This window comes from Shigella sp. FC1661, assembly GCF_001712525.1.
Classification (GTDB): domain Bacteria; phylum Pseudomonadota; class Gammaproteobacteria; order Enterobacterales; family Enterobacteriaceae; genus Escherichia; species Escherichia coli.
Window position 1 is genome coordinate 32,088 of the sequence record NZ_MDGW01000553.1, and the last position, 19,578, is coordinate 51,665.

Genomic DNA, 19,578 nt, shown 5'->3' on the forward strand with positions numbered 1-19,578 from the left:
TTAATTGAGGATGAAAATGTCAGTATTTCCAGAAGGTTTTTTATGGGGCGGCGCGCTTGCCGCCAACCAATCTGAAGGTGCGTTCCGTGAAGGCGGAAAAGGGCTGACCACCGTCGATATGATCCCACACGGCGAGCATCGAATGGCGGTGAAACTGGGGCTGGAAAAACGTTTTCAGTTGCGCGATGACGAGTTTTATCCCAGCCATGAGGCGACGGATTTTTATCATCGTTATAAAGAAGATATCGCCCTGATGGCAGAGATGGGATTCAAGGTTTTCCGTACCTCAATTGCCTGGAGCCGTCTCTTTCCGCAGGGCGATGAAATCACGCCCAATCAGCAGGGCATTGCTTTTTATCGTTCTGTCTTTGAAGAGTGTAAAAAGTACGGTATCGAACCGCTGGTCACGTTGTGCCACTTCGATGTGCCGATGCATCTGGTCACCGAATATGGCTCCTGGCGTAACCGCAAGCTGGTGGAGTTTTTCAGCCGCTACGCCAGAACCTGCTTTGAAGCATTTGATGGTCTGGTGAAATACTGGCTAACCTTCAATGAAATCAACATTATGTTGCATAGCCCGTTCTCCGGCGCGGGTCTGGTGTTTGAAGAAGGTGAAAATCAGGATCAGGTGAAATATCAGGCCGCGCATCACCAGCTGGTTGCCAGTGCGCTAGCCGCCAAAATCGCCCATGAGGTTAACCCGCAAAATCAGGTGGGCTGTATGCTGGCGGGCGGCAACTTCTACCCTTACAGCTGCAAACCGGAAGATGTCTGGGCGGCGCTGGAGAAAGATCGGGAAAACCTGTTTTTTATCGATGTGCAGGCGCGCGGCGCGTATCCGGCTTACTCTGCCCGCGTATTTCGCGAAAAAGGGGTAACCATAGATAAAGCGCTGGGCGATGATGAGATCCTGAAAAACACCGTCGATTTTGTCTCTTTCAGCTATTACGCCTCGCGCTGCGCCTCGGCGGAGATGAACGCCAACAACAGCAGTGCGGCGAACGTGGTGAAATCGCTGCGTAACCCGTATCTGCAAGTGAGCGACTGGGGCTGGGGAATTGATCCACTCGGTCTGCGTATCACCATGAATATGATGTACGATCGTTATCAGAAGCCGCTGTTTCTGGTGGAAAACGGCCTCGGCGCAAAAGATGAACTTGCTGCCAATGGCGAGATTAACGATGACTATCGCATCAGCTATTTACGCGAACATATCCGCGCAATGGGCGAAGCGATTGCAGATGGCATTCCGCTGATGGGCTACACCACATGGGGCTGTATTGATTTAGTTTCCGCCTCTACGGGTGAAATGAGCAAACGCTACGGTTTTGTCTACGTAGACCGTGACGACGCAGGCAACGGCACGCTGACGCGCACACGTAAGAAATCGTTCTGGTGGTATAAAAAAGTGATTGCCAGTAATGGGGAAGATTTAGAGTAAGTAACAGTGCCGGATGCGGCGTGAACGCCTTATCCGGCCTACATGTCGCACGAACCAGGAAGGCCCGATAAGCGCAGCGCATCGGGCAATTTAGCATTTGGCATCAGAGCTGGTTCACCCCATCAAGAACATCCCTGTCCTGATTCCTTAATGAAAAACTACTCTTCTTCCACCGCTAACTGCGCGAAGCCGCCATTCCCTTCCCAGCCTTCCAGTCGTTGATAAACGGTTTCTACCGCATCTTTAATCGGCTGGGTCATCGGGTAGTAAAAGCCGACGATATCCGGCTGTATGCCGAGGAAAATCACTTCGCCAATATCTTCTTTCAACTGGTCGATAAGATAGTTCAGAGGCATGTTATGGGTAGTCATCATAAACATCTCGGCGATATCATCCGGGTCGATGATGCGGATCTCGCCGGGGTTTAGCCCCATATCCGTGGCGTCGACAATCAGTAACCGCGTAGGGCGCAGTTCACGGATGGCGACGATGTCGTTTTCCGGTGCACTACCGCCGTCAATCACCACCCAGTTACCTTTCGGCGCGGCGGCGCACTTTTCCGCCAGCAGCGGACCTGCGCCATCATCGCCCATCATGCTATTGCCAACACAGAGTAAAACGTCAGTCACGCAATCTCCTCACCATCAAATAGATGGCGTTTTCCTGATGAATATCATGCAGCATACTTAACAGCATTGTACTCCATTCCTGCTGCTGCGAAGTTTGCGCTGCCCGGGCTTTATCGAATGCGTTGGCCAGCATCGGCACATGGTTAATGTCGATGACGATCTCACCGTACTTCGGTACGCCTTCCATTTTGCGGCGGGCTTCACTGCCCGCCTCCAGAGTGGCAATCCATGCCAGATATTCATCCCACGGGCAGGTGAGCGCCGCTTCCAGGCAATCGATAACCCCAAGGTGGTGACCAATCGCCAGGCTGTAATAGACCACCTGCTGCGCCTCGGCGGGCGTGGCATCGTTCTCATCAATAAATTTACGGCTCAGTTGACTGAACACCACCTTTTCACTCATCGGATACGCACCTCTTCTACAACATGATTCAGATGGCTGACAATCTCGTTCAGACGCGGATCGTTTTCCGCTTCCAGCCAGCGTGCAACCTGTTCTTCGCCCTGCCCTAACTGTGTCAGGAAGTCATCGGCAATCTGACGACCGTAACGATAACCCGCCAGGCGGCGTGCTTCGCGATCCACTTTCACGCGCAGCGGCTGCACCATATCGCCATGCAGGATCTCCGCCGGTTGTTCATCCAGTTCACCCGGCCCACGGGCGTGAATTTTCTGCTCCAGCAGGCCGAGCGCCATTGCAAAGCCGTACAGCGTGGCGGCAGGCGTTGGCGGGCAGCCAGGGATATAAACATCCACAGGGACAATTTTATCCGTACCGCCCCACACGCAGCGCAGGGGATCGCATTGCACGGGTGACCGCGCCGGTAAACAGTAAAATATCCGCATGACGCGGTGAAGGAACGACTTTAATGCCGAAGCGTTCTGCATCAAACAGCGGCGATAAAGTGGCGAAAATTTCGATTTCGCAGCCGTTGCAGCCGCCGCAGTCCACGCGGTAAACATAGGCAGAACGTTTGATTTTTTTCAGTAACGACGCCTTCATGCTGGCGATGGATTCATCCACCGTCATCGGGACCGGAATGCCGTTGGCGTCACGGGGGCCTAATAAATTGCTCATCAGATGGCCTCTTTCATATGGCGAGTCAGTTCAATACGGTCGGACGGCACCTGGCATTTCTGGCGCTTACATTCCGGGCAAGTCTCAAAGCTTTCGCGGTGGTTTTCCGCGCGGCTGTCGCCGTTGTGCTTAAGCAGCGCAATGGCGTAGTCGATCTCTTTCTGGACGGCGAAAGGATGATTGCAGACGCGACAGTTGCACAGCGCGAAGCGAGACTGTTGCAGGAAGTCTTCTTTCTTCCACACCGCCAGTTCGTACTCTTGCGACAGCTTAATCGCCGCCGTCGGGCAAACTTCTTCGCAGCGTCCACAGAAGATGCAGCGCCCGAGATTAAACTCCCAGGCCAGCTCTCCTGTGGCGAGGTCAGTTTCAACCGTTAAGGCGTTTGACGGGCAGGCATTGACGCAGGCCGCGCAGCCGATGCACTGCTGCGGGTTCTGCTCTGGCTTACCACGGAAGTTTTTATCAACCGCAATCGGCTCCAGCGGATAAGACGAGGTCGCCGTGCCGGTTTTGATAACTTTTTTGATAAAGGTAAACATGGCGATTCCTTATTTCAGCGGCGAGTTTTTACGCTCAATGCTGTAGCGCTCGAGTTCTTTGTACGGCACCACTTTGCTCTTCTTCTTACGTACATCGACCACAGTCATGCGGTCGGTACAGGAGTAGCAAGGGTCCAGGCTACCGATAATCAGCGGCGCATCGGAAACAGTGTTGCCACGCAGCATGTAGCGCAGGGTCGGCCAGTTCGCGTAGGTCGCGGCACGGCAGCGCCAGCGGTACAGCTTCTGGTTGTCGCCAGTCATGCTCCAGTGGATATCATCACCGCGCGGCGCTTCGGCAAAGCCCAGCGCGAAACGGTGCGGAATGTAGGTAAAGCCTTCCACCATCAGCGGGCCACCCGGCAGGTTATCCAGACCGTAGTCGATCATGTTCAGCGCGGTATAGACTTCGTTGATACGCACTTTCAGACGCGAAATAACGTCGCAGCCCTGCTCGCTGTGGACTTCCATTGGCAGCAGGCCATAACCAACAAACGGGTGATCAGCGCGGGTATCGCGAGCGTGTCCGCTGGCGCGGACCATCGGGCCAACGTTACTGAAATCGCGGGCAATTTCCGGGTCCAGACGACCAATGCCGATGGTGCGCTGTTCCATGTTCGGTGTGCTCAGCAGCACATCCACCAGCTCCTGCACTTCACGACGCATCTGTTGCGCCAGCTGGCGGGTCTGGATCATGTCATCTTTCAACAGATCGCGACGAATCCCGCCGATCAGGTTCAGGCCGTAGGTTTTACGCGCACCGGTGAGGATCTCGGCCATTTTCATGGAGGTTTCACGCACGCGGAAGAACTGCATAAAGCCGGAGTCGAAGCCGGTAAAGTGGCAGGCGAGGCCGAGGTTGAGCAGATGCGAGTGCAGGCGTTCCACCTCCAGCAGAATGGCGCGGATCATCTGCGCACGTTCTGGCACCTGAATACCCATCGCGTTTTCCACCGACGTGGTGTAGGCGGTGCTGTGGGCGAAGCCGCAGATCCCGCACACACGGTCAGAGAGGAAGGTCACTTCGTTATAACCCATGCGGGTTTCCGCCAGTTTTTCCATACCGCGATGGACATAGAACAAGCGGTAGTCTGCGTCGATAATGTTTTCGCCATCGACGAACAGACGGAAGTGGCCCGGTTCGTCAGAAGTGACGTGCAGCGGACCAATCGGCACGACGTTGTTTTTCTTGTCGCCCAGTTCGTTGATGAACTCGTAGGTTTCAGCATCGGTGGTCGGTGCCGGACGCTGACGATAATCCATGCTGTCTTTACGCAGCGGATAAAGTTCATCCGGCCAGTCATCCGGCAGCACCAGACGGCGTTCATCCGGCAGACCAACCGGAATCAAACCGTACATATCGCGCACTTCGCGCTCGCCCCACACCGCCGCCGGAACGCGCGGCGTCACGGACGGATACTCCGGTTTGTTGGCATCAACTTCGACGCGAACCGTTACCCAGCACTTAGTCCCCTTCTCCATCGACAGCACGTAATAAACGGCGTAATGACCATTCAGTTTGCGTTCGTCGTTACCAAAAAGCACCGACAGCCAGCCCCCCTGCTTGTAGTAGAGAAACTCCACCACTTCCGGCAGATAGTTCACCTTTACGGTGATAGTCAGCTGATCTTTGGTCTGCCAGGCGTGGTCCAGCACGACGCCCGGAAATGCCTCATTCAGCGCGGCGAGATAATGTTGACCTAATTTTTCTTCAGACATGCTCAAACTCTCTTTAATCACGCCGCCAGCAAGGAGACGAACGCTAAAAATGCAAAGCCAAACCCAGCCCAGGTAATGCGCGGAGTAATATCAAGACGCAGACGGGCCATGCTGTTTTCGAACAGCGCGATAACCAGGACGCCGACCACCAGTTTTACGATGGCAATCACCAGCGCCAGCAGCAGTCCACCGGCGGTGAAGGTTTCCATTTGTCCCCACGGAATAAACACCCCGACGAACATCTGCAACACCACCAGCTGTTTCAGGCTGATACCCCATTTCATGACGCCAAAGCCGCTGCCGCTATACTCAGAGAGCGGACCTTCCTGCAACTCCTGCTCGGCTTCCGCCAGGTCGAACGGCAGTTTGCCCATTTCGATAAAAGTGGCGAACGCACAGGTGCAGAGCGCCAGCACCAGCGGGATGCTTTGGCTCAGCGGCCAGTGATAAACGGTGTCGGTAATGTTGCTGATGTTGGTGGAACCGGCAACCTGTGCGGCAACCCACAGACCAAGCAGCAACATCGGTTCGACCAGCACGCCAAGCATCGCTTCACGGCTCGCACCGATAGCGGTAAACGGGCTACCGGTATCCAGACCGGAAATGGCAAAGAAGAAACGCGCGATGGCGAAGAGATACAGTAAGGTGATCAAATCGCCCAGTTGCGGCAGCGGAGAACCGACGGTCACCACCGGCAGCGCAGTAGCGATAGTCAGCATGACGCCCACCATCACATACGGCGTCAGGCGGAACACCCAGCCAGAGGCATCCGGGCCAACGCTCTGGCGGCCCAGCAGTTTGATAATGTCGCGATACTCCTGCAACACGCCCGGCCCGCGACGGTTATGCAGACGGGCGCGCGCCACGCGGGTAATACCGGAGAGCAGCGGCGCAACGGCAAATAACACCAGCGCCTGAATTAACGGATATAAAACACTCATTCTCAGGCTCCTCGTGAAACAATAATCACCACCAGTACCGCCAGTTCAACCAGCGCCATCCGGCGGAACAGCAACGCACTACCTTCGCACTGCCAGCCCGGCACCAGCGACACCGGATTCAGCCATTTGCGCAGTTTCAGCACTGGCGCAAACGCCTGTTTAACCGGCATGGCAAAACCGTGAGCGGTAATCACCATTGATTTTTCATGGTCGTAGCCGCACACCCAGGCCGCACCGCGGGAACGTGACGGCAGGCGGTCGCCTTTGCAAATCGCCATAATGATGAATGGCAGCAGAGAGCATCGGCAGCAGCCACGGCGCAGCAACACCGCCAATTACGCAGCAAATCGCCAGTGCCACTACGCTTACGCTCATCAGGAGCGGCGCACAGGTGGCGTTTTCGGCTTCTTTGGTACGCGGCGCGCCGAGGAACGTGACGCCATAGACTTTCGCCATACACATCACCGCCAGCGCACCGGTAATTGCCAGACCCACAGCGAGCAGCGGCCCCAGCAGACGGGCAACAAACGCGCCACTATTGCTCAGTTTGAAAAAGGATTGATAGATAACCCATTCCCCGGCAAACCCGTTCAGCGGCGGCAGCGCAGCCATTGCCATCAACCCGACTAACATGGCGATGGAGATAACCGGCATTTTCTTGCCAATACCACCGAGTTTTTCGATATCGCGATGACCGGTACGGAACCAGACGCTCCCCGCCCCGAGGAACAGTACGCTTTTGAACAGGCTATGGTTAAGCAGATGGTACAGACCACCGACCAGGCCAAGAGCAATCAGCGCCGGTTGTTCGAGCGCGATACCCGTTACGCCAGCGCCCAGCCCCAGCAGGATAATGCCGATATTTTCCAGGGTGTGGTAAGCCAGCAGGCGCTGGATGTTGTGCTCCATCAGCGCATACAGACCACCGACAAACGCGGTGATCATGCCGAGCACCAGCAGCACGATCCCCCACCACAGCGGTGCATTACCGCCCAGCAGTGACAGGGTTAAAATGCCCAGCAGGCCAATTTTCATGACTACCGTAGAAAACAACGCGGCAGCTGGCGCAGAGGCGTTAGCATGTGCCTGCGGCACCCAGCCGTGCAGCGGAATAATCCCGGCGAGCAGGCCAAAGCCAATCACACCGAGCAGCCAGATATCGGAACCGAGCGGCAGCTGTTGCATACGCATATCCAGCAGGCGCAGATCCAGCGTGCCATAACGCTGCCACAGCAGCCAGCAAGCAATCGCCAGCAGCAGAGTGCCAAGACGCCCCAGCGCAAACCACAGTTTGCCCTCTTTGCTGTTGCTGGTGAGGAACACCGCACACAAGGCCATGACTTCGGCCATTACCACGAACATGCCGAGGTTGCTGGCGATGACGGCGCAGACGGCGGCAGCCATCAACATATTGATCTGCAAGCCGTTGCACTTCACCTGCGCGTGGCGATGCCAGTCAATGTTGTAGAGGCTGACAAACAGACCGCACAGACCGAGCGTAATCAGCCAAATCGCGTTAAGCGGGGAGATTTGCACATCGTAGCTTACCAGCGACAGCGCACCGCTCACGCCAACCGCGCCAGTCAGCACAGTGAAGCCCGCGGCTGCCGTATACAGGCTACCAACCGCGCCGCCAATTCCGGCTATCCAGCCACTTAGCGTCTTTTGAAAAGAAAAGAGAAATGCCAGAACAGCGGCGGCGACAAACCACACCACGCCGCTATTGATCAGGGAAATTGCGCTCATTTAGCCTCTCCACTTTGAGCCTGCTGAAACAAGGTGAGATCGCCAAAGTCCGTATTAAAAGTCAGCTCACGCTTACGTTTGCTGACGCGGGCGATATCGGTGTTATCCACCAGATGCAGGGCTTTGGTCGGGCACATCCGCACGCAGGCCGGACCTTGTTCATCAAAGCTACAAAGGTCACATTTGACGGCGATCGCGCGAATACCCGGCACCCAGTCAAGCAGCGTACTGATACGCGCCGGAGCAGGCGGTGCCGGTGGCGCTTTCGGGGTATTGGCATTTGCAGGAATATCCAGCGGACGGCTGCCGGAAAATTCAATTGCGCCAAACGGGCAGGCGATGCCGCACAGCTTGCAGCTTACGCACAGGCTTTCATTCAACTGCACGGCCCCATCAACGCGGGTGATGACGTTAACCGGGCAGACCACCGCGCAGGGTGCATCTTCACAGTGGTGACAGAGCTGCGGCGCAGATTCTTTTTCATTCAGCATCACTCTCAGGCGCGGCATTGATTGCAGGCCGTGCTGGCGATGCGTCTCTGAACAGGCTGCCTCACAAGTGTGGCAGCCGATACAGAGCGTGGAGTCAGCAATTACAAAACGATTCACCAGGCATTCCTCAGGTGATTGTCATTTTTGACGAAAACATGCCGATGAAATGTCATTTTCGACACTCATCGACACGCCCATCCCCAAACAGGCGTAACGCCTGCAAAACGGGCAAAGCCTCAGCTCATGCTGCCGGGCTTTGTCCCTTTACCAGTTGGCTTAAATTCACCGGCACATTGTTTTCAATGGCGGTGTATAAGCTGTCGTAAACGCCAGCGATTTTTTCGAGATAGTGTTCCAGAACCTGTTCGCGATCGCGGATGTTGACCTTGCCATCAATCATGCCGTCAATGCTCAGTTGCGCCTGCGCAATCCGCTGTTTGTCTTCGCCCTCTTTTGTTTCGACGTAATACTCGATGGTGTGGCTGTTAAAGCCATCCGCCAGGGTGACGTAAATACGAAAATGTTCAAAAAGGACGAAACAGAGTTCTTTGTCCGGCGCGCAGCTCATGGCGTGATGCAGGCGCGCTTTCGATAACGTGATCCCCTGAACCAGCGAATTGCAGTAGATGTGCCACTGGTCCTGTAGGCGACGATGCCGCTGTGCGATGTAATCGGCTTTCTCGCTTATTTCCCAAATAGTCATTGTCAGGTTACCCGTTTAACAGAGATGCCAGCTTTAAGCATTTTCTGTGCCAATTTTTAATTTATTGTTATTAAAACGATTTTTAAGCTAAAGATGAATTTCGTCGCCGTGTCGACGTGTCATTTCGACATCATCGACATTATTCACCTCAGGGATAATCAACACTGGCACAATTATTGCTTGTAGCTGGCAATAGTTAATGGGAGGTGATATGCACGAAATAACCCTCTGCCAATGGGCACTGGAATTGATCGAACAGCAGGCCGCAAAACACGGCGCAAAACGCGTAACTGGGGTCTGGCTCAAAATTGGCGCATTTTCTTGTGTCGAAACCAGCTCTCTTGCCTTTTGTTTTGATCTGGTTTGCCGCGGCAGCGTGGCGGAAGGTTGTAAACTGCACCTCGAAGAACAAGAGGTCGAATGCTGGTGTGAAACATGCCAACAGTATGTGACGCTATTGACCCAGCGCGTCCGCCGCTGTCCACAGTGTCATGGTGACATGCTACAGATTGTGGCAGACGACGGTTTACAGATTCGGCGGATAGAAATAGACCAGGAGTGAGCGATGTGTACAACATGCGGTTGCGGTGAAGGCAACCTGTATATCGAGGGTGATGAACATAACCCTCATTCCGCGTTTCGTAGCGCGCCATTTGCCCCGGCGGCACGCCCGAAGATGAAAATCACCGGCATTAAAGCGCCTGAATTTACCCCCAGCCAGACTGAAGAAGGCGACCTGCATTACGGTCATGGCGAAGCGGGCACTCACGCACCGGGCATGAGCCAGCGTCGGATGCTGGAAGTCGAAATTGACGTGCTGGACAAAAACAACCGTCTGGCTGAACGCAACCGCGCGCGCTTTGCTGCCCGCAAGCAACTGGTGCTCAACCTGGTTTCCAGCCCAGGTTCCGGTAAAACCACCCTGCTGACGGAAACCCTAATGCGCCTGAAAGACAGCGTTCCGTGCGCGGTTATTGAAGGTGACCAGCAAACCGTGAACGATGCCGCACGCATTCGCGCTACCGGCACACCAGCGATTCAGGTGAACACAGGTAAAGGCTGCCATCTTGACGCACAGATGATTGCCGACGCCGCACCGCGTCTGCCACTGGACGATAACGGTATTCTGTTTATCGAAAACGTTGGCAACCTCGTATGCCCGGCCAGCTTCGATCTCGGTGAAAAACACAAAGTGGCGGTGCTTTCCGTTACCGAAGGTGAAGACAAACCGCTGAAATATCCGCATATGTTTGCCGCCGCCTCGCTGATGCTGCTCAACAAAGTTGACCTGTTGCCGTATCTCAACTTTGACGTTGAGAAGTGCATCGCCTGCGCCCGCGAAGTCAATCCAGAAATTGAAATCATCCTTATTTCCGCCACCAGCGGTGAAGGGATGGACCAGTGGCTGAACTGGCTGGAGACACAGCGATGTGCATAGGCGTTCCCGGCCAGATCCGCACCATTGACGGCAACCAGGCAAAAGTCGACGTCTGCGGCATTCAGCGCGATGTCGATTTAACGTTAGTCGGCAGCTGCGATGAAAACGGTCAGCCGCGCGTGGGCCAGTGGGTACTGGTACACGTTGGCTTTGCCATGAGCGTAATTACTGAAGCCGAAGCACGCGACACTCTCGACGCCTTACAAAACATGTTTGACGTTGAGCCGGATGTCGGCGCGCTGTTGTATGGCGAGGAAAAATAATGCGTTTTGTTGATGAATATCGCGCGCCGGAACAGGTGATGCAGTTAATTGAGCATCTGCGCGAACGTGCTTCACATCTCTCTTACACCGCCGAACGCCCTCTGCGGATTATGGAAGTGTGCGGTGGTCATACCCACGCTATTTTTAAATTCGGCCTCGACCAGTTACTGCCTGAAAACGTTGAGTTTATCCACGGTCCGGGTTGCCCGGTGTGCGTACTGCCGATGGGTAGAATCGACACCTGCGTGGAGATTGCCAGCCATCCGGAAGTCATCTTCTGTACCTTTGGCGACGCCATGCGCGTACCAGGGAAACAGGGATCGCTGTTGCAGGCAAAAGCACGCGGTGCCGATGTGCGCATCGTTTACTCGCCGATGGATGCGTTGAAACTGGCGCAGGAGAATCCAACCCGCAAAGTGGTGTTCTTCGGCTTAGGTTTTGAAACCACCATGCCGACCACCGCCATCACTCTGCAACAGGCGAAAGCGCGTGATGTGCAGAATTTTTACTTCTTCTGCCAGCACATTACGCTTATCCCGACGCTGCGCAGTTTGCTGGAACAGCCGGATAACGGTATCGACGCGTTCCTCGCGCCGGGCCACGTTAGTATGGTTATCGGCACTGATGCCTATAATTTTATCGCCAGCGATTTTCATCGTCCGCTGGTGGTCGCTGGTTTCGAACCCCTTGATCTACTGCAAGGCGTGGTGATGCTGGTGGAGCAGAAAATAGCGGCCCACAGCAAGGTAGAGAATCAGTATCGTCGGGTGGTACCGGATGCCGGTAACCTGCTGGCGCAACAGGCGATTGCCGATGTGTTCTGTGTCAACGGCGACAGCGAATGGCGCGGCTTAGGCGTGATTGAATCTTCTGGCGTGCACCTGACGCCGGATTATCAACGATTCGATGCCGAAGCACATTTCCGCCCGGCACCGCAGCAGGTCTGCGATGACCCGCGCGCGCGTTGTGGTGAGGTATTAACGGGCAAATGTAAGCCGCATCAATGCCCGCTGTTTGGTAACACCTGTAATCCTCAAACCGCATTTGGTGCACTGATGGTCTCCTCCGAAGGAGCGTGCGCCGCGTGGTATCAGTATCGTCAGCAGGAGAGTGAAGCGTGAATAATATCCAACTCGCCCACGGCAGCGGCGGCCAGGCGATGCAGCAATTAATCAACAGCCTGTTTATGGAAGCCTTTGCCAACCCGTGGCTGGCAGAGCAGGAAGACCAGGCACGTCTTGATCTGGCGCAGCTGGTAGCAGAAGGCGATCGTCTGGCGTTCTCCACCGACAGTTACGTCATTGACCCGCTGTTCTTTCCTGGCGGTAATATCGGCAAGCTGGCGATTTGCGGCACCGCGAATGACGTTGCGGTCAGTGGCGCTATTCCGTGCTATCTCTCCTGTGGCTTTATCCTCGAAGAAGGATTGCCGATGGAGACACTGAAAGCCGTAGTGACCAGCATGGCAGAAACCGCCCGCACGGCAGGCATTGCCATCGTTACTGGCGATACTAAAGTGGTGCAGCGCGGCGCGGCAGATAAACTGTTTATCAACACCGCTGGCATGGGCGCAATTCCGGCGAATATTCACTGGGGCGCACAGACGCTAACCGCAGGCGATGTATTGCTGGTTAGCGGTACACTCGGCGACCACGGGGCGACTATCCTTAACCTGCGTGAACAACTGGGGCTGGATGGTGAACTGGTCAGCGACTGCGCGGTGCTGACGCCGCTTATTCAGACGCTGCGTGACATTCCCGGCGTGAAAGCGCTGCGTGATGCCACCCGTGGTGGTGTAAACGCGGTGGTTCATGAGTTCGCGGCAGCCTGCGGTTGTGGTATTGAAATTTCTGAATCAGCACTGCCGGTTAAACCTGCTGTGCGCGGCGTTTGCGAACTGCTGGGACTGGACGCCCTTAACTTTGCCAACGAAGGCAAACTAGTAATAGCTGTTGAACGCAACGCAGCAGAGCAAGTGCTGGCAGCGTTACATTCCCATCCACTGGGGAAAGACGCGGCGCTAATTGGTGAAGTGGTGGAACGTAAAGGTGTTCGTCTTGCCGGTCTGTATGGTGTGAAACGAACCCTCGATTTACCACACGCCGAACCGCTTCCGCGTATATGCTAATAAAATTCTAAATCTCCTATAGTTAGTCAATGACCTTTTGCACCGCTTTGCGGTGCTTTCCTGGAAGAACAAAATGTCATATACACCGATGAGTGATCTCGGACAGCAAGGGTTGTTCGACATCACTCGGACACTATTGCAGCAGCCCGATCTGGCCTCGCTGTGTGAGGCTCTTTCGCAACTGGTAAAGCGTTCTGCGCTCGCCGACAACGCGGCTATTGTGTTGTGGCAAGCGCAGACTCAACGTGCGTCTTATTACGCATCGCGTGAAAAAGACACCCCCATTAAATATGAAGACGAAACTGTTCTGGCACACGGTCGGGTACGCCGCATTTTGTCGCGCCCTGATACGCTGCATTGCAGTTACGAAGAATTTTGTGAAACCTGGCCGCAGCTGGTCGCAGGTGGGCTATACCCCAAATTTGGTCACTATTGCCTGATGCCACTGGCGGCGGAAGGGCATATTTTTGGTGGCTGTGAATTTATTCGTTATGACGATCGTCCCTGGAGCGAAAAAGAGTTCAATCGTCTGCAAACATTTACGCAGATCGTTTCTGTCGTCACCGAACAAATCCAGAGCCGCGTCGTCAACAATGTCGACTATGAGTTGTTATGCCGGGAGCGCGATAACTTCCGCATCCTGGTTGCCATTACCAACGCGGTGCTTTCCCGCCTGGATATGGACGAACTGGTCAGCGAAGTCGCCAAAGAAATCCATTACTATTTCGACATTGACGATATCAGTATCGTCTTACGCAGCCACCGTAAAAACAAACTCAACATCTACTCCACTCACTATCTTGATAAACAACATCCCGCCCACGAACAGAGCGAAGTCGATGAAGCCGGAACCCTCACCGAACGCGTGTTCAAAAGTAAAGAGATGCTGCTGATCAATCTCCACGAGCGGGACGATTTAGCCCCCTATGAACGCATGTTGTTCGACACCTGGGCAACCAGATTCAAACCTTGTGCCTGTTACCGCTGATGTCTGGCGACACCATGCTGGGCGTGCTGAAACTGGCGCAATGCGAAGAGAAAGTGTTTACCACTACCAATCTGAATTTGCTGCGCCAGATTGCCGAACGTGTGGCAATCGCTGTCGATAACGCCCTCGCCTATCAGGAAATCCATCGTCTGAAAGAACGGCTGGTTGATGAAAACCTCGCCCTGACCGAGCAGCTCAACAATGTTGATAGTGAATTTGGCGAGATTATTGGCCGCAGCGAAGCCATGTACAGCGTGCTTAAACAAGTTGAAATGGTGGCGCAAAGTGACAGTACCGTGCTGATCCTCGGTGAAACTGGCACGGGTAAAGAGCTGATTGCCCGCGCGATCCATAATCTCAGTGGGCGTAATAATCGCCGCATGGTCAAAATGAACTGCGCGGCGATGCCTGCCGGATTGCTGGAAAGCGATCTGTTTGGTCATGAGCGTGGGGCTTTTACCGGTGCCAGCGCCCAGCGCATTGGTCGTTTTGAACTGGCGGATAAAAGCTCCCTGTTCCTCGACGAAGTGGGCGATATGCCACTGGAGTTACAGCCGAAGTTGCTGCGTGTATTGCAGGAACAGGAGTTTGAACGTCTCGGCAGCAACAAAATCATTCAGACGGACGTACGTTTAATTGCCGCGACTAACCGCGATCTGAAAAAAATGGTCGCCGACCGAGAGTTCCGTAGCGATCTCTATTACCGCCTGAACGTATTCCCGATTCACCTGCCGCCACTACGCGAGCGTCCGGAAGATATTCCGCTGCTGGCGAAAGCCTTTACCTTCAAAATTGCCCGTCGTCTGGGGCGCAATATCGACAGCATTCCAGCCGAGACGCTGCGCACCTTGAGCAACATGGAGTGGCCGGGTAACGTACGCGAACTGGAAAACGTCATTGAGCGCGCAGTATTGCTAACACGCGGCAACGTGCTGCAGCTGTCATTGCCAGATATTGCTTTACCGGAGCCTGAAACGCCGCCTGCCGCAACGGTTGTCGCTCAGGAGGGCGAAGATGAATATCAGTTGATTGTTCGCGTGCTGAAAGAAACCAACGGCGTGGTTGCCGGGCCTAAAGGCGCTGCGCAACGTCTGGGGCTGAAACGCACGACCCTGCTGTCACGGATGAAGCGGCTGGGAATTGATAAATCGGCATTGATTTAACTGCAAATTGCCGGACAGATCTGCCTGTCCGGCATACTATTCACGAGGTTTTTTCGGACGATATTTTTCCGGCAGTTCTGGCACCGGACGCTTGTCATCGATGAGATGACGCACGGTTAAGATCGGATGACGCCACAGCATTCTCGGCCCGGCCCAACGCATAATCTGTTTCATCTCTTCACGCTTTGCAGGCTGGTAACAGTGCACCGGACACTGCTTACAGGCTGGTTTCTCTTCGCCGAACACACATTTATCCAGCCGCTTTTGCGCGTAAACAAACAACGCCTCGTAATGCTCCGGCTCCGCTGACGCCTGCGGGCATTTCGCTTGATAAAGATCGATCATTTTTTTAATCGTCAGTTTTTCACGAGAGATACGCTTGCCGGACATGCTGCCTCCATACTCTTAAGGTGTATTTATATTACAACTTAATTTGAAAGGGGACTATGGCTCTGAAGGAGGAGGTTTATTCAACCGACGCAATTTTGCGTACTTGCTTCATAAGCATCACGCAAAAGCTGCAAAACAGCATCTTTCCCGGAACCAGCATCAAGAACTCGCCGTTCGCTTCTTCCCCTGAAATGATTAACTCCGGTATCATGTGCGCCTTATGTGATTACAACGAAAATAAAAACCATCACACCCCATTTAATATCAGGGAACCGGACATAACCCCATGAGTGCAATAGAAAATTTCGACGCCCATACGCCCATGATGCAGCAGTATCTCAGGCTGAAAGCCCAGCATCCCGAGATCCTGCTGTTTTACCGGATGGGTGATTTTTATGAACTGTTTTATGACGACGCAAAACGCGCGTCGCAACTGCTGGATATTTCACTGACCAAACGCGGTGCTTCGGCGGGAGAGCCGATCCCGATGGCGGGGATTCCCTACCATGCGGTGGAAAACTATCTCGCCAAACTGGTGAATCAGGGAGAGTCCGTTGCCATCTGCGAACAAATTGGCGATCCGGCGACCAGCAAAGGTCCGGTTGAGCGCAAAGTTGTGCGTATCGTTACGCCAGGCACCATCAGCGATGAAGCCCTGTTACAGGAGCGTCAGGACAACCTGCTGGCGGCTATCTGGCAGGACAGCAAAGGTTTCGGCTACGCGACGCTGGATATCAGCTCCGGGCGTTTTCGCCTGAGCGAACCGGCCGACCGCGAAACGATGGCGGCAGAGCTGCAACGCACTAATCCGGCGGAACTGCTGTATGCAGAAGATTTCGCCGAGATGTCGCTGATTGAAGGCCGTCGCGGCCTGCGCCGTCGCCCGCTGTGGGAGTTTGAAATCGACACCGCGCGCCAGCAGTTGAATCTGCAATTTGGCACCCGCGATCTGGTCGGTTTTGGCGTCGAGAACGCGCCGCGCGGACTTTGTGCTGCCGGTTGTCTGTTGCAGTATGCGAAAGATACCCAACGCACGACCCTGCCGCATATTCGTTCTATCACCATGGAACGTGAGCAGGACAGCATCATTATGGATGCCGCGACACGTCGTAACCTGGAAATTACTCAGAACCTGGCGGGCGGTGCGGAAAATACGCTGGCTTCTGTGCTCGACTGCACCGTCACGCCGATGGGTAGTCGTATGCTGAAACGCTGGCTGCATATGCCAGTGCGCGATACCCGCGTGTTGCTTGAGCGCCAGCAAACTATTGGCGCATTGCAGGATTTCACCGCCGGGCTACAGCCGGTACTGCGTCAGGTCGGCGACCTTGAACGTATTCTGGCTCGTCTGGCTTTACGAACTGCTCGCCCACGCGATCTGGCCCGTATGCGCCACGCTTTCCAGCAACTGCCGGAGCTGCGTGCACAGTTAGAAACTGTCGATAGTGCACCGGTACAGGCGCTACGTGAGAAGATGGGCGAGTTTGCCGAGCTGCGCGATCTGCTGGAGCGAGCAATCATCGACACACCGCCGGTGCTGGTACGCGACGGTGGTGTTATCGCATCGGGCTATAACGAAGAGCTGGATGAGTGGCGCGCGCTGGCTGACGGCGCGACCGATTATCTGGAGCGTCTGGAAGTCCGCGAGCGTGAACGTACCGGCCTGGACACGCTGAAAGTTGGCTTTAATGCGGTGCACGGCTACTACATTCAAATCAGCCGTGGGCAAAGCCATCTGGCACCCATCAACTACATGCGTCGCCAGACGCTGAAAAACGCCGAGCGCTACATCATTCCAGAGCTAAAAGAGTACGAAGATAAAGTTCTCACCTCAAAAGGCAAAGCACTGGCACTGGAAAAACAGCTTTATGAAGAGCTGTTCGACCTGCTGTTGCCGCATCTGGAAGCGTTGCAACAGAGCGCGAGCGCGCTGGCGGAACTCGACGTGCTGGTTAACCTGGCGGAACGGGCCTATACCCTGAACTACACCTGCCCGACCTTCATTGATAAACCGGGCATTCGCATTACCGAAGGTCGCCATCCGGTAGTTGAACAAGTACTGAATGAGCCATTTATCGCTAACCCGCTGAATCTGTCGCCGCAGCGCCGTATGTTGATTATTACCGGCCCGAACATGGGCGGTAAAAGTACCTATATGCGCCAGACCGCACTGATTGCGCTGATGGCCTACATCGGCAGCTATGTACCGGCACAAAAAGTCGAGATTGGACCTATCGATCGCATCTTTACCCGCGTAGGCGCGGCAGATGACCTGGCTTCCGGGCGCTCAACCTTTATGGTGGAGATGACTGAAACCGCCAATATTTTACATAACGCCACCGAATACAGTCTGGTGTTAATGGATGAGATCGGGCGTGGAACGTCCACCTACGATGGTCTGTCGCTGGCGTGGGCGTGCGCAGAAAATCTGGCGAATAAGATTAAGGCATTGACGCTGTTTGCCACCCACTATTTCGAGCTGACCCAGCTACCGGAGAAAATGGAAGACGTCGCCAACGTGCATCTCGATGCGCTGGAGCACGGAGACACCATTGCCTTTATGCATAGCGTGCAGGATGGCGCGGCGAGCAAAAGCTACGGCCTGGCGGTTGCAGCTCTGGCAGGCGTGCCAAAAGAGGTGATTAAGCGCGCACGGCAAAAACTGCGTGAGCTGGAAAGCATTTCGCCGAACGCCGCCGCTACGCAAGTGGATGGTACGCAAATGTCTTTGCTGTCAGTACCGGAAGAAACCTCGCCAGCGGTCGAAGCTCTGGAAAACCTGGACCCGGATTCACTGACTCCGCGTCAGGCGCTGGAATGGATTTATCGCTTGAAGAGCCTGGTGTAATAACAATTCCCGATAGTCTTTTGCTATCGGGAATATTAACGACAACTGACGAATAAAATAAAAACACCCTGTATAATAGGAAAGCTTATTTTACAGGGTAAAACCATGCCATCTACACGCTATCAAAAAATTAATGCCCATCACTATCGCCATATATGGGTCGTTGGTGATATTCATGGTGAATAATCAATTATTACAATCCCGCTTACATCAACTCTCTTTTTGCCCTGAAACCGACTTACTTATTTCTGTCGGCGATAATATTGATCGTGGGCCGGAGAGTCTTGACGTCCTGCGCCTGCTAAACCAGCCCTGGTTTATCTCCGTTAAAGGCAACCACGAAGCAATGGCGCTGGATGCGTTCGCGACCGGCGATGGCAATATGTGGCTTGCCAGCGGTGGTGACTGGTTTTTCGATTTAAATGATTCAGAGCAACAAGAGGCAATAGATCTGTTGCTGAAATTCCATCACCTTCCACATATTATTGAAATCACTAACGACATAATAAAATATGTCATCGCACATGCAGATTATCCGGGTGATGAATATCTCTTTGGCAAAGAAATAGCGGAGAGCGAATTACTCTGGCCTGTTTATCGTGTGCAGAAATCGCTTAATGGCGAGTTACAACAAATAAACGGCGCTGATTATTTTATATTTGGACATATGATGTTTGATAACATTCAGACGTTCGCTAACCAGATTTATATTGATACCGGATCGCCGAAAAGTGGGCGGCTGTCATTTTATAAAATAAGGTAGTCTCATGCTTCTTCTGTGAAGCATGAGTAACCAGATGTTATTGCAGGCCATTGGTAATGCTGCCAACTTACTGATTTAGTGTATGATGGTGATTTTAAGGTGCTTGCGTGGCTTCCATTTCCATCAGATGTCCTTCCTGCTCCGCTACTGAAGGCGTGGTGCGTAACGGCAAAAGCACTGCCGGACATCAGCGCTATCTCTGCTCTCATTGCCGTAAAACATGGCAACTACAGTTCACTTACACCGCCTCTCAGCCCGGTACGCACCAGAAAATCATTGATATGGCCATGAATGGCGTCGGATGTCG

Annotated in this window: 17 protein-coding genes and 4 pseudogenes; 10 read left to right on the top strand and 11 right to left on the bottom strand. The window is 54.1% G+C overall.

Going from position 1 to position 19,578, the window contains the following annotated elements; translation table 11 throughout:
• Nucleotides 1–16: 16 nt before the first annotated feature.
• The gene (gene ascB, locus BFF42_RS22180; RefSeq protein ID WP_000110311.1) at nucleotides 17–1,441 is read left to right on the top strand and encodes a 6-phospho-beta-glucosidase AscB; all 1,425 of its coding nucleotides are present in this window, start codon (nucleotides 17–19) and stop codon (nucleotides 1,439–1,441) included.
• 158 nt (nucleotides 1,442–1,599) lie between these two features.
• Here ascB and hycI read toward each other — a convergent pair whose 3' ends face one another.
• The 9 genes and pseudogenes from hycI to hycA all read right to left on the bottom strand — a co-directional run bounded on the left by hycI (nucleotide 1,600) and on the right by hycA (nucleotide 9,290).
• Nucleotides 1,600–2,070, bottom strand: a complete 471-nt coding sequence (hycI, locus tag BFF42_RS22185) for a hydrogenase maturation peptidase HycI (protein ID WP_000132961.1) — start codon at nucleotides 2,068–2,070, stop codon at nucleotides 1,600–1,602.
• Complete coding sequence (hycH, locus tag BFF42_RS22190; RefSeq protein WP_001291921.1) at nucleotides 2,063–2,473, bottom strand: formate hydrogenlyase assembly protein HycH; 411 nt, start codon at nucleotides 2,471–2,473, stop codon at nucleotides 2,063–2,065. Before hycH ends, hycI begins: the two co-directional genes overlap by 8 nt.
• Nucleotides 2,470–3,148, bottom strand: a pseudogene (locus BFF42_RS22195) (NADH-quinone oxidoreductase subunit B family protein). Before BFF42_RS22195 ends, hycH begins: the two are co-directional and overlap by 4 nt.
• Nucleotides 3,148–3,690 (bottom strand): formate hydrogenlyase subunit HycF, encoded by a 543-nt coding sequence (gene hycF, locus BFF42_RS22200; RefSeq protein ID WP_000493783.1) that lies wholly within the window; start codon nucleotides 3,688–3,690, stop codon nucleotides 3,148–3,150. Before hycF ends, BFF42_RS22195 begins: the two are co-directional and overlap by 1 nt.
• A gap of 9 nt (nucleotides 3,691–3,699) precedes the next feature.
• Entirely contained in the window at nucleotides 3,700–5,409 is a 1,710-nt protein-coding gene (gene hycE / locus BFF42_RS22205; RefSeq protein ID WP_001288110.1) for a formate hydrogenlyase subunit HycE, read from the bottom strand.
• A 17-nt stretch (nucleotides 5,410–5,426) separates the two neighbouring features.
• Nucleotides 5,427–6,350, bottom strand: coding sequence for a formate hydrogenlyase subunit HycD (gene hycD, locus BFF42_RS22210; RefSeq protein ID WP_000115229.1), 924 nt, complete (start codon nucleotides 6,348–6,350; stop codon nucleotides 5,427–5,429).
• Nucleotides 6,351–6,352: 2 nt separating this feature from the next.
• Nucleotides 6,353–8,096: pseudogene (gene hycC / locus BFF42_RS22215) on the bottom strand (formate hydrogenlyase subunit 3).
• Nucleotides 8,093–8,704, bottom strand: coding sequence for a formate hydrogenlyase subunit HycB (gene hycB / locus BFF42_RS22220; protein ID WP_001079188.1), 612 nt, complete (start codon nucleotides 8,702–8,704; stop codon nucleotides 8,093–8,095). The pseudogene hycC and the gene hycB overlap by 4 nt, the downstream one beginning before the upstream one ends.
• Before the next feature lie 124 nt (nucleotides 8,705–8,828).
• Complete coding sequence (hycA, locus tag BFF42_RS22225) at nucleotides 8,829–9,290, bottom strand: formate hydrogenlyase regulator HycA (protein WP_000158061.1); 462 nt, start codon at nucleotides 9,288–9,290, stop codon at nucleotides 8,829–8,831.
• A 211-nt stretch (nucleotides 9,291–9,501) separates the two neighbouring features.
• On the opposite strand from hycA, the gene hypA reads away from it, so the two are divergent.
• The 6 genes and pseudogenes from hypA (at nucleotide 9,502) to flhA (ending at nucleotide 15,270) form a co-directional block, all read left to right on the top strand.
• On the top strand, nucleotides 9,502–9,852 hold the full coding sequence (hypA, locus tag BFF42_RS22235; protein ID WP_024258643.1) for a hydrogenase maturation nickel metallochaperone HypA: 351 nt from the start codon (nucleotides 9,502–9,504) through the stop codon (nucleotides 9,850–9,852).
• 3 nt (nucleotides 9,853–9,855) lie between these two features.
• Nucleotides 9,856–10,728 carry a hydrogenase nickel incorporation protein HypB gene (gene hypB / locus BFF42_RS22240; RefSeq protein WP_000337665.1) on the top strand — a complete coding sequence of 291 codons (873 nt, stop codon included), beginning with the start codon at nucleotides 9,856–9,858 and terminating at the stop codon, nucleotides 10,726–10,728.
• Nucleotides 10,719–10,991 carry a hydrogenase 3 maturation protein HypC gene (gene hypC, locus BFF42_RS22245; protein ID WP_000334884.1) on the top strand — a complete coding sequence of 91 codons (273 nt, stop codon included), beginning with the start codon at nucleotides 10,719–10,721 and terminating at the stop codon, nucleotides 10,989–10,991. The genes hypB and hypC overlap by 10 nt, the downstream gene beginning before the upstream one ends.
• The gene (gene hypD / locus BFF42_RS22250) at nucleotides 10,991–12,112 is read left to right on the top strand and encodes a hydrogenase formation protein HypD (RefSeq protein ID WP_001212982.1); all 1,122 of its coding nucleotides are present in this window, start codon (nucleotides 10,991–10,993) and stop codon (nucleotides 12,110–12,112) included. The genes hypC and hypD overlap by 1 nt, the downstream gene beginning before the upstream one ends.
• Nucleotides 12,109–13,119 carry a hydrogenase maturation carbamoyl dehydratase HypE gene (gene hypE / locus BFF42_RS22255; protein WP_001059906.1) on the top strand — a complete coding sequence of 337 codons (1,011 nt, stop codon included), beginning with the start codon at nucleotides 12,109–12,111 and terminating at the stop codon, nucleotides 13,117–13,119. Before hypD ends, hypE begins: the two co-directional genes overlap by 4 nt.
• Nucleotides 13,120–13,192: 73 nt before the next feature.
• Nucleotides 13,193–15,270, top strand: a pseudogene (gene flhA, locus BFF42_RS22260) (formate hydrogenlyase transcriptional activator FlhA).
• A 36-nt stretch (nucleotides 15,271–15,306) separates the two neighbouring features.
• Here the strand turns inward: flhA and BFF42_RS22265 are convergent.
• Both BFF42_RS22265 and BFF42_RS27130 read right to left on the bottom strand, forming a co-directional pair.
• Nucleotides 15,307–15,660, bottom strand: a complete 354-nt coding sequence (locus tag BFF42_RS22265) for a nitrous oxide-stimulated promoter family protein (RefSeq protein ID WP_000015498.1) — start codon at nucleotides 15,658–15,660, stop codon at nucleotides 15,307–15,309.
• A gap of 76 nt (nucleotides 15,661–15,736) precedes the next feature.
• Nucleotides 15,737–15,871, bottom strand: a complete 135-nt coding sequence (locus BFF42_RS27130; protein ID WP_000611926.1) for a hypothetical protein — start codon at nucleotides 15,869–15,871, stop codon at nucleotides 15,737–15,739.
• A 75-nt stretch (nucleotides 15,872–15,946) separates the two neighbouring features.
• Between BFF42_RS27130 and mutS the strand changes: the two genes are divergently transcribed.
• The 3 genes and pseudogenes from mutS to BFF42_RS22280 form a co-directional block, all read left to right on the top strand.
• Nucleotides 15,947–18,508, top strand: a complete 2,562-nt coding sequence (gene mutS / locus BFF42_RS22270; protein WP_001272926.1) for a DNA mismatch repair protein MutS — start codon at nucleotides 15,947–15,949, stop codon at nucleotides 18,506–18,508.
• Between the two features lie 105 nt (nucleotides 18,509–18,613).
• A pseudogene (pphB, locus tag BFF42_RS22275) lies at nucleotides 18,614–19,271 on the top strand (protein-serine/threonine phosphatase).
• Between the two features lie 107 nt (nucleotides 19,272–19,378).
• A partial coding sequence (locus BFF42_RS22280; RefSeq protein ID WP_001638972.1) for an IS1 family transposase occupies nucleotides 19,379–19,578 on the top strand: 200 nt, incomplete at its 3' end.